Below are 14935 nucleotides of genomic sequence, written 5' to 3'. Positions count from 1 at the left end.
GATTCAAATGACAAAAACCTTACATTTTTGAAAGGTTTAAAAAAATTGCTTATACGTAGTACTTTATTTATAATGACTACATTCATATTCATACACACATCCTATTGTATATTCGTTAATTTTGCGAAATAATAAAGGATAGAAGTATGTACCATTATACATATAAACTTAATTACCGCTTTAATATGAATAGGAGGAAACATAATGACATTACAAGAACAGATTATGAAAGCATTACATGTTCAGCCTGTAATTGATCCAAAAGTTGAAATTCGTAAACGAGTTGATTTCTTAAAGGATTATGTAAAAAAAACAGGTGCAAAAGGATTTGTACTTGGTATTAGCGGCGGACAAGACTCTACATTAGCAGGACGCTTAGCACAACTTGCAGTTGAAGAAATTCGTAACGAAGGTGGTAATGCAACGTTTATCGCCGTGCGTCTTCCTTATAAAGTACAAAAAGATGAAGATGATGCACAATTAGCATTACAATTCATTCAAGCAGATCAATCTGTTGCATTTGATATTGCTTCAACTGTTGATGCTTTTTCAAATCAATATGAAAACTTATTGGGTGAATCATTAACAGATTTCAATAAAGGTAACGTGAAAGCACGTATCCGTATGGTTACTCAATATGCAATTGGTGGACAAAAAGGGCTACTTGTTATCGGAACAGATCACGCTGCAGAAGCTGTAACAGGGTTCTTTACAAAATTCGGAGATGGTGGTGCAGATTTATTACCATTAACGGGATTAACGAAGCGCCAAGGACGTGCATTATTACAAGAGTTAGGCGCAGACGAGCGACTGTACTTAAAAATGCCAACAGCTGATTTATTAGATGAAAAACCAGGTCAAGCTGATGAAACAGAGTTAGGTATTACTTATGATCAATTAGATGATTATTTAGAAGGTAAAGCAGTTCCAGCTGACGTTGCAGAGAAAATTGAAAAACGTTACACAGTGAGTGAGCATAAAAGACAAGTACCAGCGTCAATGTTTGATGATTGGTGGAAATAAATTAAACATAAAAAAGAAGCTAATCTTCATTTAGCTTCTTTTTTATATGTTAACGATATACCCCTACTCTTTTCTCCAATAAATCTTGCAGGCAATCTTCATGTTGTTTACAAAATAACGGTGGCATGTCGTCTAACGGGAAAAACTTCAAATCCAACGTTTCATCACCATCTACTTTTTTGTCACCTCCAACTATTGAGAATGAAAAGAACATCACAATTGACTGGGCCTTGTCTCCATTTGGGTATGATTGAAAATATTTTGTATACACTCCAATAAGCTCATTTATTTCTACATCATACCCGGTTTCTTCTTTTATTTCTCGGATTGCAGTTTCCGCAGCTGATTCTCCTATCTCCATTGCACCACCTGGAAATCCCCAAGCGTTAAAGTCTCCTCTTTTTTGCAGTAATACTTCTCCTTCTTTATTAAATACACAACCACCGGCAAAGTTTAAGAAAACATAATCATGTCCTACTTTTTCACGTAATTCTTTTATATAATTGGCCATTCTCTTTCCCCTTTTCATACCTCTTCTATCGCTATTTCTTATCTTTTTCAAGCAATTCAATGATTCGATCTAGCTTCTGGTTCATATCAATCACGTGGTGTTTCTTTGCAGCACTGCTTTGTAATACTCTTCTAATAAACAAAGTAAATGATATGAAAAACAAAACGATAAGTCCGATTACTAAACAAGTATATATCAATGTAAAAATATTACTTTCGAACAAGTTCATTCAGCATTCACATCCTTATTCATTTATTCTATCACACAATTCTTAATATTCAAAAGCAATCAATTAATAAAAAAAGCACCTTTTACAGATGCTTTTTCCCATTGCTTAATACGTAAATGTAATTGTCGCTAATGAATAACCCGCCAATGCACTGTAAGGCGCTACTTGATAAGACACACGCTTTGCACCTTTTGGCCAATTTATTTCATTTAATACTTTCTTTATATCTTGCATCGTTCCATCCATGGACTGCTTATATCGCACTTCTACTTTTTCTGGCTTGGCTGCAAACTTTTGCTGCAACTTTTGCTTAAATTCATTATAATTTTCTGCTCCGTATTCTGCAGATAAGTATTGTAAATTTGTTTCTTTTAACATCTGCTCATATACGACAGTTTTTGAGCTACCAGCTTTTATTTTATTTGTTAATTCACCAAAATAACTTGTAGTTGCCGCTGGATATTTGCTACGATCCCATTCATGATCTTTACTTAACTGTTCGTCAGACATATTAAAATATGAGTAAGTTGCACGCCCTGCTTTATCTGGTACTGGATCATCAAATGTAGTATCTAGGTGATACCATTTGTTTTCAATGTTCACTAAATTCCACGCGTGAGCTTGTCCGTTTCCTGTGCCTGTTACAATATGATTTTGAATACCTGCCTCTTTTAACAACTCATACGTCAATAATGTATATCCTTGGCAAACGGCAGAACGATTCGCTAATGCTTCATATGCTGTATACGCTTGATAAGACGTATCATAAGACACATGCTTAACAACGTAATCGTGAATAGCTTTTACTTTCTCATGCTCATCCATCCCTAGTTTTACAATTGATCCAACAATTGATTTCGCCTGAGCTTTTACATATTGAGTTTGTTCTTTTGATTCACGGTATTTTACTTGCAGTGTAAACGTATAGTCCCCTGGCATTCCTTTAATGGAATATCTAGTAGACGCTACATTATATTTTACATACTCATCAGCATCTACAATTTTATTAAACTCACCATACAATTGATCCATAATATTTCTAGCATTTCTATCTTTTGTTTTATATGTGATTGTAATATTTTCTTCTCGATTATCAATCTGTTTTTTTAATTCTTTTCTGAAATCATCTAATAACTTTACATCTGATTGTGCTGTCACTGTAGTCGGATTTGTAGCTGCATAAGATACAGATGACGCTTGTAAGCCTCCCATTACTATAGTTGAACAAAGTGCGGCAGCTGTCACATACTTACTTGTCTTTCCCATCTTGTCACTCCTTATATTCTATAACTATACGAAAAAGTATCGTATAGTTTCAGAGTATACAATACTTTTTCGTATAGGTCATATGAGATTATGCATATTAACTAATTCACATAAAAAGGTTGTTCTTTTTAAAAGAACAACCTTTTTTCATTAGCATGTTTGTAATACGCAGCATGTATTTTCAAAACGTTGATTTTTCAAATCTTCATTACTAATACAGAAATATAGCATCCCTAGTTCTCCCCAAACCATATTACAATTTTTATGATCTGAATCAATTTGGAATAAAAGAGTCATTTGCTGCGGGTCTACTCCCATATATTCTCCCGTCTCATATAACACTTCTTCTTGTACAGAGAATGGCTCGCCAAACATTTGATGGTTATCGTAGTTATCCGGAATTAGCTCTTCAAGTAATTGCAAGAAACGATCTGAATCAGCCTCATCTTCAATGAAAAGTTCTGGTAATTTGTATGTCAGTTCAAAAGTAATTGCACACTGGTTATATTTCGCTTGTACTTCATTTCCTCTTCGTAATTGCTCTACAGGAACATCATAATAAAGTACACGCCCAGCCTCTGTTAGCTTCACATTTTCTTCAAAATAATTTTCAATGCAAAAGAAATACAGCATCCCCGTCTTAGGAAGATTGTGATCCATACCAACGTTTTGTAAATCACTTAAGTTAAATTGTGCGATAAATTGTAGTGGATTTCCTTTATGCTTTGGATATTCAAATAAAGCTGGTAAATCAGGAACTCCTCCCATTTTCGAACTACCTATCGCAACAGTTTCCTGCTGCTTTGGCACAACTTTTATACAAGGAAATACAGTATTAATAAGTTCCTCTTTCAAGTGTGTTAGTTCATATTTATCAATTAATACTTCAATTTTTTTATTCATAAATTCTCCTTACATTTACATACTTATTTATATCATAGTACAAAGATTATACTTCATTCTTTACAAAATCAACAAGCCTCCAAAAAACGGGCTTATCCTTCGTACGCGAACAAGTTTAAAAAAGCATACTATACATTGTTCCTACAAACACGATAGTTCTTTAGTTCTTCCAGTACATTTTCCCCTCGTTCATTTTTATTTTTAATATAAGGAGGAATTCCACATGGGTTACGGATATAGTTGCGGCGGTTACGGTTACGGCGGTAGCTGTGGTGGTTGTGGTTACGGAGGTTTCGCTTTATTAATCGTTTTATTCATCCTTCTAATCATCATCGGAGCTAGCTGTTGGGGCGGCTTTGTAGGCTGCTAGTAAACTTAAAAACCATTGTAAAAAAGCACGTACAATACGTGCTTTTTTGCCATTTCCAAATCTTTCATTTGAAAGGAAGTATGTTTAATGAAGATTGATGGTGTTTTTGAAGGAGGCGGTGTGCGCGGTATTGCGCATGTTGGGGCAATTTGCGCGTTAGCCGAAAAAGGTTATGAATGGGAACGTGTAGCTGGAACATCAGCTGGTGCAATTATCGCGGCACTTTTAGCTGCAGGATATTCTTGTTCAGAGCTAAAAACCATTATAACTGATATCGATTATAACAAATTTACGAAGAAAACCTTTATTGACAAAATCCCCTTTATCGGAAAAGGACTAAGTGCATGGACTACTCTAGGTATATACTCTAATGTATTTATAGAAGAATGGATTGAAGAATTACTTCGAAAAAAAGGTGTTCATTTATTTACTGATTTACCTGATCTAAACAAACTCAAAATCATCGCTTCTGATATTAGTAATGGTAAAATGGTTGTCTTTCCTGACGACTTACCAAACTATGGATTTTTAAATTATCGCTTCTCTATCGCTAAAGCGGTAAGAATGAGTAGTACAATCCCCTTCTTCTTTGAACCCGTAAAATGGAGAACTCCAAAATGGAAGCAGCCTTGTTATATGGTTGACGGAGGAATTCTAAGTAATTATCCAATTTGGATCTTCGATTCACCTACCGCTCCTCGCTGGCCGACTTTCGGATTTCATTTTGTAAAAGATGAGATTCAAGCTGACCCTGCTCACTATAACGAGCCTATTTCTATGTTCAAAGGACTATTTAAAACAATGATGCAAGCTCATGATTTACGTCATTTAGATAAGGAATCAAAAGCAAGAACGATTACAATTCCAACAGGAACGATTACAAGTACTAATTTTGAACTGACGAAGGAAGAAAAAGACTGGCTTTACAATTCTGGTTATAACTCTGCTAATAAATTTTTACAAGCTTGGAACTTTAGGCAATATATTGATGAGTATAGAAAAGGAAATCAAGACCGAAAGACAAATCGATTTTTTCGTCAACTTGACTCATAATATTATTACTTTGCGTATAAATACGAGAACGTTTAACAACTTAATAGTAAATAAGCCTAGTAAATTCTTATATTACTAGACTTATTTACTTCCTATATAATCTCATACATTGTTTAAGGATACGTTAAGCCTTCGGCTTCTTCTGCAGTTATAACTATGTAACGATTTCCCGTTCTTAATCCTAACAGTTCTGCTTTTTCAATCGCCTCTTGCTTCGTCTCCGCATAAGCAGCTAAATATTTTTCTCCATTGATCATTTGGCAAATTACATATTGTTTCATTACTTTCTCCTCTTACTTTTTCATTAGTTGTGCAAGTTTTTTTATACCTATTTCAATTTCTTCTAACGTTGCGTATGAATACGATAGGCGCAAAAATTGATTTGCACTTCTATCATATAAAGTACCTGGGTTTAATAAAACCTTTTCTTGCAGAGCTTTATCAAATAAACTGCGATATGAAATGGGTACTTTTATATGTACCCATATATAAAACCCGCCTGTTGGTTCATGCCAAGTTGCTATTTCACGAAGATATTTATCTAACATTAGTAACATAAAATCTCTTCGTTTTTTCAATTCACTTCTTACAAATCGCAAATGCTCATCATATAGACCATTTGTAAACCACTCTGCTGCAATTTGCTGGGATATAGTGCTTGAACCATAATCTGTTTGCATCTTTATGTCTGACAATCTTTGAATTACTGGCTCGGGTCCAACAATCCATCCAATTCTTAAACCTGGACTAATTACTTTGGACATGCTTCCAATATGTAGTACGATTCCATTTTTATCATAGGCTTTTAAAGGTTTCGAACTAGGTGCATCAAACCATAAGTCTTGATACACTGCGTCCTCTATAATAGGTAATCCAATTTCATTACATATTTCCATCACTTCTATTCGTTTCTTCGCATTCATACTAAAGTTCGTTGGATTATGAAAAGACGGGATTGTATATAAAATAGAGGCATTAAATTGCTTCTTATATTTCTTAATATATGATGTATGTAACCCGCTTTCATCCATTGGGATTCCAATTAAACGTACTCCTGCTGATTGAAAAACATTAAGCGAATATAAATAGGATGGTTTCTCTAATAAGATTGATGCCCCTTTCGAAAGAAGCCCCATAGAAATAAGTTGCAGCGCTTGAATTGCTCCTGAAACAATTAATATAGAGTCAGGAGATACATATACGCCATGCTCCTTTAAGTATTCGGAAATCTTTTCCCTTAAATAAAGATTTCCTTTCGGCTCTTCATACCCAAGCGTCACATTTGACTTTAAAAGGTTATTCATAATTTCTTTCATCTTTTTCTCAGGTAAGAGACTCGGCGCGAGCTCACCTGTTCCTAACCGAATTACATGTGGGTAAAATTCAGCTTGATTAATCTCTTGAATAGCTGGGAGATTCGGATAATGAAGTCCTGTTTCTACATAAGACTGCCAATTAGGCGGGGGTGCGTAAGTTGAAACATTCTCATTATTATTTACAACAATTGTTCCTTTCCTGCCATTCCCTTCAATATATCCCTTCGCAACTAGTTCATCGAAAGCCATTACAATTGTGCTTCGATTCACACCAAATGTATGGGCCAAATCTCTTTGTGAAGGTAATTTCGTTCCAACGGTCCATTCTCCATTAACGATCCTTTCTTTTATATACGTTTCTATTTGTTTATACAGCGGCGTCGCTAGAGACATATCCGGTTTCCAAACGAATCTTTCCATCATATCACCTTATATTCTTTTTGGTTGGTAACCTCCCCAACCATATGGATGGATACAAATTTTCATTTCTTCTATACAATATACACTATCATAATGAATTAAAATAGGAGGTAATATGATGAGTGAAGCAATTATTCATGGTATCATTCTTGCATTTGGACTTATCATTCCATTAGGTGTACAAAATGTTTTTGTCTTTAACCAAGGTGCGAGCCAACCAAACATTTGGAGGGCAGCCCCTGTAGTATTAACTGCCTCTATATGTGATACGTTACTCATATTGATTGCAGTGCAAGGTGTCTCCCTTGTACTCCTTACTTTTTCTTGGCTAACTAACTCATTATATATAATTGGATTTTTCTTTCTCCTATACATGGGCTTTGTTATTTGGAGAAGTAGCCCTTCCAACGATGTAACACAAGAAAAAAGTATGCCCTTAAAAAAGCAAATCCTTTTCGCAGCATCAGTTTCGTTATTAAATCCACATGCTATTTTAGACACAATCGGTGTAATTGGAACAAATTCTATTCAATACATAGGAAGTGAAAAATGGGCTTTCACACTTGCAACTATTATCGTTTCTTGGATTTGGTTTATAAGCTTAGCTTTAGCGGGGAAATTTCTAAAAAGACTAGACTCAACCGGAAAGACAATTTTATTATTAAATAAATTTTCTGGTCTCATCATATGGGGTGTCGCACTTTATATGTTAAAACAAGTTATTTATTCTTAATGAACGAAAGAGAATTGCATGTTACTCAAAACATCATGCAATTCTCTTACAAATTATGAAGTAGGTTCCGGTTTCTGTTTTACCGCCTTTGCATCCTTTGCTGGTTTAATCCAAATGATTGCTATGACAGCACCAATGGCAGCGAAAATACTAGTCAAATAAAACACTTCATGGTCCGCCCCTTTCATGAAAAAAGAATATAAAGGTGGTCCAGCTGCTACACCGATAAATCGCATTGAACTGTAAAATGACGTAACTGTTCCCCTTTGCTCCTTTTCAATTCCTTGTGTAATGAGGGCATCTAAACATGGGAGTGCCATACCAATCCCTATCCCCATAATAACGAGACAAAGAAGTAGTAAATAAATCCCTTTTATAAATAAAGGAATGATGACTGATGCAGCTGCCATTAAAAAACCAATATAGATACACTTCTTCATAACATTTTGATTATCTCCAATTTTTTTACCGGCCATATATGAACTAAGTGACAGTACAAGTAACGGGATAGCAAGCACACACCCTTTCCATATACCATGAATGTCATACTTTGATTCCAGTATAGTCGACAAATAAAAGAGAATTCCGAATAAAATAAGCATAATAATTGCACCTAATGCAAAAATGGCAATTAACCATCTTCCTTTTTCTCGAAACGTAGACAGAATAGATTTTATAAACTCTTTAAGTGGTGGTACTTCTCCTTCTTGTTTCTTTGCCTTTACTAGAACAAGTAATAAAACAATTGATACTACGCATAAAATTGGAATCGCCCAAAATGGTAAGAACCATACAACGGCAGCAAGAGCAGACCCTAAAATAGGGCTCAGCACTTTCCCAAATGTATTGGATGTTTCTATGATTCCTAAACCTGTACTAACTTGTTTTTCGTCTTTGTATAAATCACCAACACACGGTATAACAACTGGCATTGCACCAGCAGCACCAATACCTTGAATCGCTCTACCAATCAATATCCAATTGTAGGGATTATCAACTTTCCAAGATACCCAACCAGTTATCGCTCCTCCTATAGCTGCAATCAGCAAACTCGGAACCATTACCATCTTTCGTCCCCATCTATCTGATAAATAACCAGCAATCGGTATAAGTAGAATGGCTACGATAGAGTAAATTGTAATAATCATGGATACTTGAAACGATGAAATATGTAATTTCTTTTCAATAGTCGGCAGAATTGGGATGAGCATTGAATTCCCTAATGTCATAACAAGTGGAACTGATGCAAGCGCAATTAAACAACAGTTTTCTTTTTTTAACATGTTGGCTTCGAAACCTTTCATCATATATTTCTTACCATATAATAGCCCCGCTGGAACGTAACTTTTCATTCCACCAGGGCTATTACATCTTTACTACTTCCCATTCACAACAAAAGAAATTGGGGAAATTATAGTATTATTCCTATTCTTTGAATCCAGTTCACAATATATCCATACCAATTAATTGAAAAAAAAAGAAAGGAAGAATCCTTCCTTTCTCCTATAACCTTCTACAATTAGCGAGTATATCCGCCACCAAGTTGTTGTTCTGCCATCGCTACAAGGCGTTTTGTAATTTCACCGCCTACAGAACCGTTTGCACGTGAAGAAGTATCAGCGCCAAGTTGTACACCAAACTCTTGTGCAATTTCATATTTCATTTGATCTAAAGCTGCTTGTGCTCCATGTGATGCTAATTGATTAGAATTACGATTTCTAGCCATTACCAATCACCTCCTTATTTATATATAAATTGTGTTAAATTCAAATTAAAATACATGGAAATTTTTGGTTATTTTTTACCATAAAAAAAGAGCCTCTAAAACGAGACTCTCACATCATTTCACATTACGAAGTTACTACTTCTAATTTTCTATTTATTAATACTTTCATTTCTTCTTTTAATATCTCTTTTGCATTATGTCCAAACCATTCTAAGGAAGCAAAAAGATCCGTACCTCTCACTTCCTGAATAATCTCATCATAATTTACAATACCTTCAAATAACGGAACCATACCAATACGACTTCCTGCTGCAGCATATACATTATTAGGTTCAAACACATGCAAATAATCCGCTGAAGATATATTCTTAAAATGGTAATGTAGTGTCCACGGCTTTAATCGATGGAAACTGTCTATTGGATCTGCGCCAGACTCCCATATATGAAGAAAATCAAGATTTATTTTTAAATTCGGATGATTTACTTCTTCTAATAGTTCTATAGTAGAAGGCAATGTGTCTGTTAGTGTATTGGGATGTGTTTCTAACAGCACATACATATTGTGCTGAGCAAACACATCACAAATCTTACGTATTCGCTTCACATACTCTTTTCTCTCTTGTTCCGAGAAGTCCTTGCTCCCTTTTTGCCCAGCAAACGTGCGAATTTTATTCGTATTAAACCAATTAGCTAGTACTACAAGTTGTTCACTTTTCTCTATCGTTTTTTCAAAATCTGCTGATAATGATATATCTAAGTAATCACTTATCATCGTAATTTCTAAGTTTTTATCCTTTAGAAAAGTCAATTCTCGTTCTGTCGTTTCGCGTTCTTGTATATACAAATTTTGTGCATGAGTCCCCCACAATTCAATTCCTTCAAAACCGTTTTCATATGCAAATTGAACAATATCAGTAAATGAAATTAATTGATGACGAAATGAAATGGTACATAGCGAATATTTCATAGCATTAAACTCCCCTATCTTAAATTCAGTTAGCTTATTAAAAAGTTGCGACAGACTGATTTGTTTTCATACCTTTCCATGATAGAAACTGTCTCTCTAATTCCTTCTTAATTTGCAGTTCAATTGCATTCATTTCATCCAGTTTTTCAATAATCGATACTAGCATACCTTTATTATTCGTCATTGCCATTTTAATTGCACGATACTGTACATTTGTAAATCCTTGTACAATATCCTCTACCCGATCACACCAATAATCAAATTCTTGCTCCGAATATTGCAACGTTTCACGGAAGTATGCAAAGGCATGCTCATAACTATATTTACGAATTGCAAGTACTGGTATTTGTTTTACTGCTGCTACAAGTCCAGAAAGCGCATATCCTTCTTCCTCATTTGCCATTTTTACAATTAAATTTTTCAGCTCCATAGTCAGTTCATTGTCGTTCTTTTTGAATGTTTCTGTGAAATAACTAGCTACTGTTTCTTGCGTTGGCTCCCCAATTCCTTCTATATCAATGAAATACCCTCCACCAAATGGGTTATCTTGAATAGAGTGAAGTACTTTTTCTCTTTCCATATTTCCTTCCCAACGAAAATCAGGATCTAGCATGAACCACTCTTCTTCTTTCTCTGTTTTTGATATCATTAAATAATGTGGAAACGGTTTTTGATGAAATTTATTTTCCCTCTCTGGTAATAGAGACATATCAACCATTACAATGACATAACGATTTTCCGGCTTGTTTTCTACTAATTCTAAAAACGTTTCTACATTGCTATCTTTATCTTTTGCATGATCATACCATTCGTTTACTTTAATACCGTACAATTTTTCAAACCAAAGTAAATAATGATCATGGTTAATGTTTTCAGAGTGATATGAAATAATTCCGCCTTCTGTTATATCAAAATCTCCATCCCATAGTCCAAAATAAAATGGACGAAAATCAATGTCGCTACGCCTTTTTATAATTTCACAAAAACAACTCACTAAACAGTGCACTTTAATTGAAGTCATACTCTCATCCACTTTCCTAAAGGTTAGTTATTCACATTTATTTCCTGTAACTCCTCCATAAAATCAAGCAAAGATCCTACAGTAAGAAATGCCTTTGGATCTACCTCATCCTCTGGAACGCATAGCTTTACATCCATTTCTATGTATACAATAAGCTGTAACATCATTACCGAATCTATATATAAATCTTGATTTAAGCGCATCGTTTCTTCTAAATGCGTTACATTTTTCAGTTCCATTTTTTCAATCATAATTTTTAACACGGCATTCTTTAACGCTTCCCGTCTCATGTTGTAACCTCTCCCATCTCTAGTAACTTTCTACTTACTTTTCCAGTTTTATTTTTAGGAATTTCATTTACACTTTCAATTTCATGGGGAACTTTATAAGAAGGTAAGTGCTGAATACACCATTCTCTTATTTGTACTGGATCAACATGAGAGATCACTTTCGCTTTAACTATTTCGCCCATGACAGGATGTTTCCCTCGATATACAATTGCCTCTTGAACACCTTCCAATCGAAGCATCGTTTCTTCTACCTCTATAGGAAAGACTTTTAATCCCGAAACATTAATTACATCGTCCATACGCCCCATAAAATGAATGCCACGCTCAGATTTATACCCTAAATCTTTCGTGAAGATTTCCTTATCATTCATTTTCACGACGATTTCTTCCGGTGCATTTTCATCTGAACCTATGCTTATACTCGCATGAGGTAGAGGGTTTCCTAAATCTAAATGGCTCTTCATATCATGACATATACTAATACAACCTGCTTCAGAACAACCATATTGCTGCATCATATATGTTGTCATTTCTTTTAGTTTATAAAATAGTGCTTCTGGCAAAGGCGATCCTGATGTCATAATTTTATGAAAATGGAACGTTCCTAATGGAAAACTCCCCATAATGTGTAACATAAGTGGTACTGCATATATAATATGTTTTTCTGTATTGCGAACTATATTTAATGCGAATTTAGGATTTTTATTCGTAATGATTACAGGCTGGCTCCCCCTCGTAATTGCTGATAAAGTACCACATATTAGTCCGTATGAATGTGAAACAGGAGCCATAACGATTGGCACTTCATCTACTTCACAGTTTAAAGCTTCATTATAAGCGGTAATTTCCGTATCAACTTCCGTCCATGCTCTACGAATTAGTTTCGGTTCCCCTGTAGTTCCAGAACTATATTGCAGTAAAGAAGGCTCTTCTAGTAAAAAGTTCCCTACTTCTAATTTTGTACAATCGCCATATTCTCCATATAAAATTCCTACACAATTTGCACGCTTTGCCATTTCAATAGCTGTTTCTTTTGGTGTATCTTCATGTATAAGTAATACTGATGATTTCTTTTCTTTTAAGAAAAACACAATCGTAATAATATCGAATGGATCTTTCAGACAAAGTGCAAATCTATTTCCTTCTGCTTCTTTAAATTGTTCCATTTCCTCATAAACTTGTAATCTCAATTCAAAATCACTTTTGCTATACTCTTGTTTATTAACGATTAGCATAATTTCCCCCTGTAACAGCTGATTTTTGTTTCATAAGTTGTCTTACTTTATACAATGGATTTGGAACTTCATGAACAAGCGATTCCACATCCATATATAATCGACGTTTCGTTAATTGTTCAGCATAGAATGTAGGTGCATATAATTGAATATTTTCAAATCTACCTTTCAAATGTGGATATATTCTTAAATGATTTTCAATTTCTTCAACAACCATCATCCAAAAATGTTCTTCTTTCAATCCATATTCATCCGCAAGTACGAATGCTAATTCTCCTAAATTAAACAGGAATAGTGCATCTAACACCATCTCTTGCAAACATTCAATGCGATCCATTTCAAAGAAATCATTCATTTTTCCATTCGCATATGTTTTATGCATTTTAGTAAAGTCGGGACATTTGTCAACCGTTTTCAAATATGGACGATAAAACTCAAGCCCTTCATGAAAATCCTTTAACGCAATACGAACAGGCACCCCTTCTTTATGAACTAGAATCATATTTTGTCCATGTGATTCCAGTGCGATGCCATGCTCTACAACAAGATGTATAACTGGTATTATCGCTTTTTGAATAAGTAATTGTAGCCAATCCTTCATTCCATATTTATTCAACCACGCATCAATAATTGGTGTACCATCTTTCTCTTTAGCGTATAAACCATTAAAAGGAATTGCATCTTCTTGTGCATCTAAATACTTATGAATGCTTTCGCGCCAAATACATCCTAATGAACCATATATAGCTTTTTTATTCGTGTCATACGTTACACTGGAAAACTCATTTAACAAGATTAAACGTGCTTCATCCATTAAATAGGCGTCATTACTTACAACATCATTTAACCAATTTGATATTGCTGGTGCACTCACAACAGAGTATGGTTTCAGCGTACGAAGTGTTGAAGTGTTGAGTAAATTCATCGATAATTTAACGTACGGTTTCTTTGGACTCGTAATATTTCTTAATGTTCTCATTGACTGTTGCGCGCAATAATCGTCCTCTGATGTTCCTAAATAAATAATAAATTTCCCCTGTATATGATCCGCATAATTTGAAATGATGAAATTCACCCACTGCCATGGGTGAACAGGTATAAACACGTACTGTTTTGGATTACATCCCTTATTACGAATTCGTTCCATAAATTCTTCTAATTTACGATCGCCAATCTCCTCTTTTAAAAGGTTGTTATACATCACTTCATTCTCATAACCTACAGTCGCATAATTCTTATGCGCTGCAATCCATATGAGTTTTATTGGCTGCATAAATTCATAACCATATTGAAAATTGTCACGATATTGAAATCCAACACGTGCTTTATAACTAGGATGATATGGATGGCCGTCTATTAAATGGCTTTCAAACTCATCGTAAGATTTTTGAGTATATTCTCTCTTATTATTTCTTTCATATTGTGCAATCGTGTCTTTAAATATTGTTTGTTCTAATTCGTGTATAAAAGAATCTAATTTAGCTTGTTCTACACTAGTAACCCGAAAAACTTCTTCTAGAAATTGCGAGACAGATTGTATTTCTTGCTGTTCATCTTGAACTCTTACTATTAATGAGTCTAACGAAATACGTCCAAATGTCATCCGTTCCCTGCCATAGCATTTGTACGTGACACTTTTGCCTTCTTCATCAAGTCCTTGTATTAGAAAAAGAAGTTGTTCTTCTTTTTCTATGCGAACCGGTGTAATAATCCCCTCATAAATTAACGATTCTACTAATTGACGTAGCACTCTTCTTCGTACTGAAATGTAATCTTCTGATTCGAGCGCCTTCAATACTTTCGTATGATACATGTCCACTCTCATAAAAACCCTCCACTTTATGACAAAATACCATTATTTGTATTACGTGA

17 protein-coding genes are annotated in these 14935 nt (G+C 34.7%); 4 read left to right on the top strand and 13 right to left on the bottom strand.

Annotation, left to right across the window (positions count from 1 at the left end):
• The first annotated feature begins 204 nt into the window (after positions 1 to 204).
• Positions 205 to 1023, top strand: coding sequence for an ammonia-dependent NAD(+) synthetase (gene nadE, locus HMPREF2590_RS10235; protein ID WP_000174901.1), 819 nt, complete (start codon positions 205 to 207; stop codon positions 1021 to 1023).
• 49 nt (positions 1024 to 1072) lie between these two features.
• On the opposite strand, the gene HMPREF2590_RS10230 is transcribed toward nadE, so the two are convergent.
• The 4 genes from HMPREF2590_RS10230 to HMPREF2590_RS10215 all read right to left on the bottom strand — a co-directional run bounded on the left by HMPREF2590_RS10230 (position 1073) and on the right by HMPREF2590_RS10215 (position 3932).
• Positions 1073 to 1534: an NUDIX hydrolase gene (locus HMPREF2590_RS10230; RefSeq protein ID WP_000024999.1), complete on the bottom strand. Its 462-nt coding sequence runs from the start codon at positions 1532 to 1534 to the stop codon at positions 1073 to 1075.
• A gap of 31 nt (positions 1535 to 1565) precedes the next feature.
• The gene (locus HMPREF2590_RS10225; RefSeq protein ID WP_001048101.1) at positions 1566 to 1763 is read right to left on the bottom strand and encodes a DUF4083 domain-containing protein; all 198 of its coding nucleotides are present in this window, start codon (positions 1761 to 1763) and stop codon (positions 1566 to 1568) included.
• A gap of 105 nt (positions 1764 to 1868) precedes the next feature.
• Positions 1869 to 3029: a transglutaminase domain-containing protein gene (locus HMPREF2590_RS10220; RefSeq protein WP_000520854.1), complete on the bottom strand. Its 1161-nt coding sequence runs from the start codon at positions 3027 to 3029 to the stop codon at positions 1869 to 1871.
• A 150-nt stretch (positions 3030 to 3179) separates the two neighbouring features.
• Positions 3180 to 3932: a YwqG family protein gene (locus tag HMPREF2590_RS10215; protein WP_001034836.1), complete on the bottom strand. Its 753-nt coding sequence runs from the start codon at positions 3930 to 3932 to the stop codon at positions 3180 to 3182.
• 223 nt (positions 3933 to 4155) lie between these two features.
• Between HMPREF2590_RS10215 and HMPREF2590_RS10210 the strand changes: the two genes are divergently transcribed.
• Both HMPREF2590_RS10210 and HMPREF2590_RS10205 read left to right on the top strand, forming a co-directional pair.
• Positions 4156 to 4302, top strand: a complete 147-nt coding sequence (locus tag HMPREF2590_RS10210; protein WP_000540425.1) for a YjcZ family sporulation protein — start codon at positions 4156 to 4158, stop codon at positions 4300 to 4302.
• An 87-nt stretch (positions 4303 to 4389) separates the two neighbouring features.
• A complete protein-coding gene (locus HMPREF2590_RS10205) occupies positions 4390 to 5355 on the top strand; it encodes a patatin-like phospholipase family protein (RefSeq protein WP_000686789.1) in 966 nt (321 codons plus the stop codon).
• 113 nt (positions 5356 to 5468) lie between these two features.
• Here the strand turns inward: HMPREF2590_RS10205 and HMPREF2590_RS10200 are convergent, their stop codons facing one another.
• Positions 5469 to 5636 carry a DUF3933 family protein gene (locus HMPREF2590_RS10200; protein WP_000816389.1) on the bottom strand — a complete coding sequence of 56 codons (168 nt, stop codon included), beginning with the start codon at positions 5634 to 5636 and terminating at the stop codon, positions 5469 to 5471.
• 12 nt (positions 5637 to 5648) lie between these two features.
• Entirely contained in the window at positions 5649 to 7091 is a 1443-nt protein-coding gene (locus tag HMPREF2590_RS10195; protein WP_000439399.1) for an aminotransferase-like domain-containing protein, read from the bottom strand.
• 118 nt (positions 7092 to 7209) lie between these two features.
• Here HMPREF2590_RS10195 and HMPREF2590_RS10190 point away from each other — a divergent pair, with 118 nt between their 5' ends.
• Positions 7210 to 7824, top strand: a complete 615-nt coding sequence (locus HMPREF2590_RS10190; protein ID WP_001287305.1) for a LysE/ArgO family amino acid transporter — start codon at positions 7210 to 7212, stop codon at positions 7822 to 7824.
• Between the two features lie 53 nt (positions 7825 to 7877).
• Here the strand turns inward: HMPREF2590_RS10190 and bcbE are convergent, their stop codons facing one another.
• The 7 genes from bcbE to HMPREF2590_RS10155 form a co-directional block, all read right to left on the bottom strand.
• On the bottom strand, positions 7878 to 9107 hold the full coding sequence (gene bcbE, locus HMPREF2590_RS10185) for a bacillibactin exporter BcbE (RefSeq protein ID WP_033667350.1): 1230 nt from the start codon (positions 9105 to 9107) through the stop codon (positions 7878 to 7880).
• A gap of 236 nt (positions 9108 to 9343) precedes the next feature.
• Entirely contained in the window at positions 9344 to 9550 is a 207-nt protein-coding gene (locus HMPREF2590_RS10180; protein ID WP_000113545.1) for an alpha/beta-type small acid-soluble spore protein, read from the bottom strand.
• A 124-nt stretch (positions 9551 to 9674) separates the two neighbouring features.
• Positions 9675 to 10517, bottom strand: coding sequence for a sugar phosphate isomerase/epimerase family protein (locus HMPREF2590_RS10175; RefSeq protein WP_000877670.1), 843 nt, complete (start codon positions 10515 to 10517; stop codon positions 9675 to 9677).
• Between the two features lie 37 nt (positions 10518 to 10554).
• Positions 10555 to 11538: a DUF6005 family protein gene (locus HMPREF2590_RS10170; RefSeq protein ID WP_000200704.1), complete on the bottom strand. Its 984-nt coding sequence runs from the start codon at positions 11536 to 11538 to the stop codon at positions 10555 to 10557.
• 23 nt (positions 11539 to 11561) lie between these two features.
• Positions 11562 to 11828: a petrobactin biosynthesis protein AsbD gene (asbD, locus tag HMPREF2590_RS10165; RefSeq protein WP_001250561.1), complete on the bottom strand. Its 267-nt coding sequence runs from the start codon at positions 11826 to 11828 to the stop codon at positions 11562 to 11564.
• Entirely contained in the window at positions 11825 to 13063 is a 1239-nt protein-coding gene (locus HMPREF2590_RS10160; protein ID WP_070861395.1) for an AMP-binding protein, read from the bottom strand. Before HMPREF2590_RS10160 ends, asbD begins: the two co-directional genes overlap by 4 nt.
• Positions 13050 to 14888 carry an IucA/IucC family protein gene (locus HMPREF2590_RS10155; RefSeq protein ID WP_001261834.1) on the bottom strand — a complete coding sequence of 613 codons (1839 nt, stop codon included), beginning with the start codon at positions 14886 to 14888 and terminating at the stop codon, positions 13050 to 13052. Before HMPREF2590_RS10155 ends, HMPREF2590_RS10160 begins: the two co-directional genes overlap by 14 nt.
• Positions 14889 to 14935: the final 47 nt, after the last annotated feature.

The sequence above is a fragment of the Bacillus sp. HMSC036E02 genome (assembly GCF_001836235.1).
Lineage (GTDB): Bacteria > Bacillota > Bacilli > Bacillales > Bacillaceae_G > Bacillus_A > Bacillus_A cereus.
The sequence above is the reverse complement of the archived record's forward strand: the minus strand, read 5'-3'. Positions and strand labels throughout refer to the sequence as shown.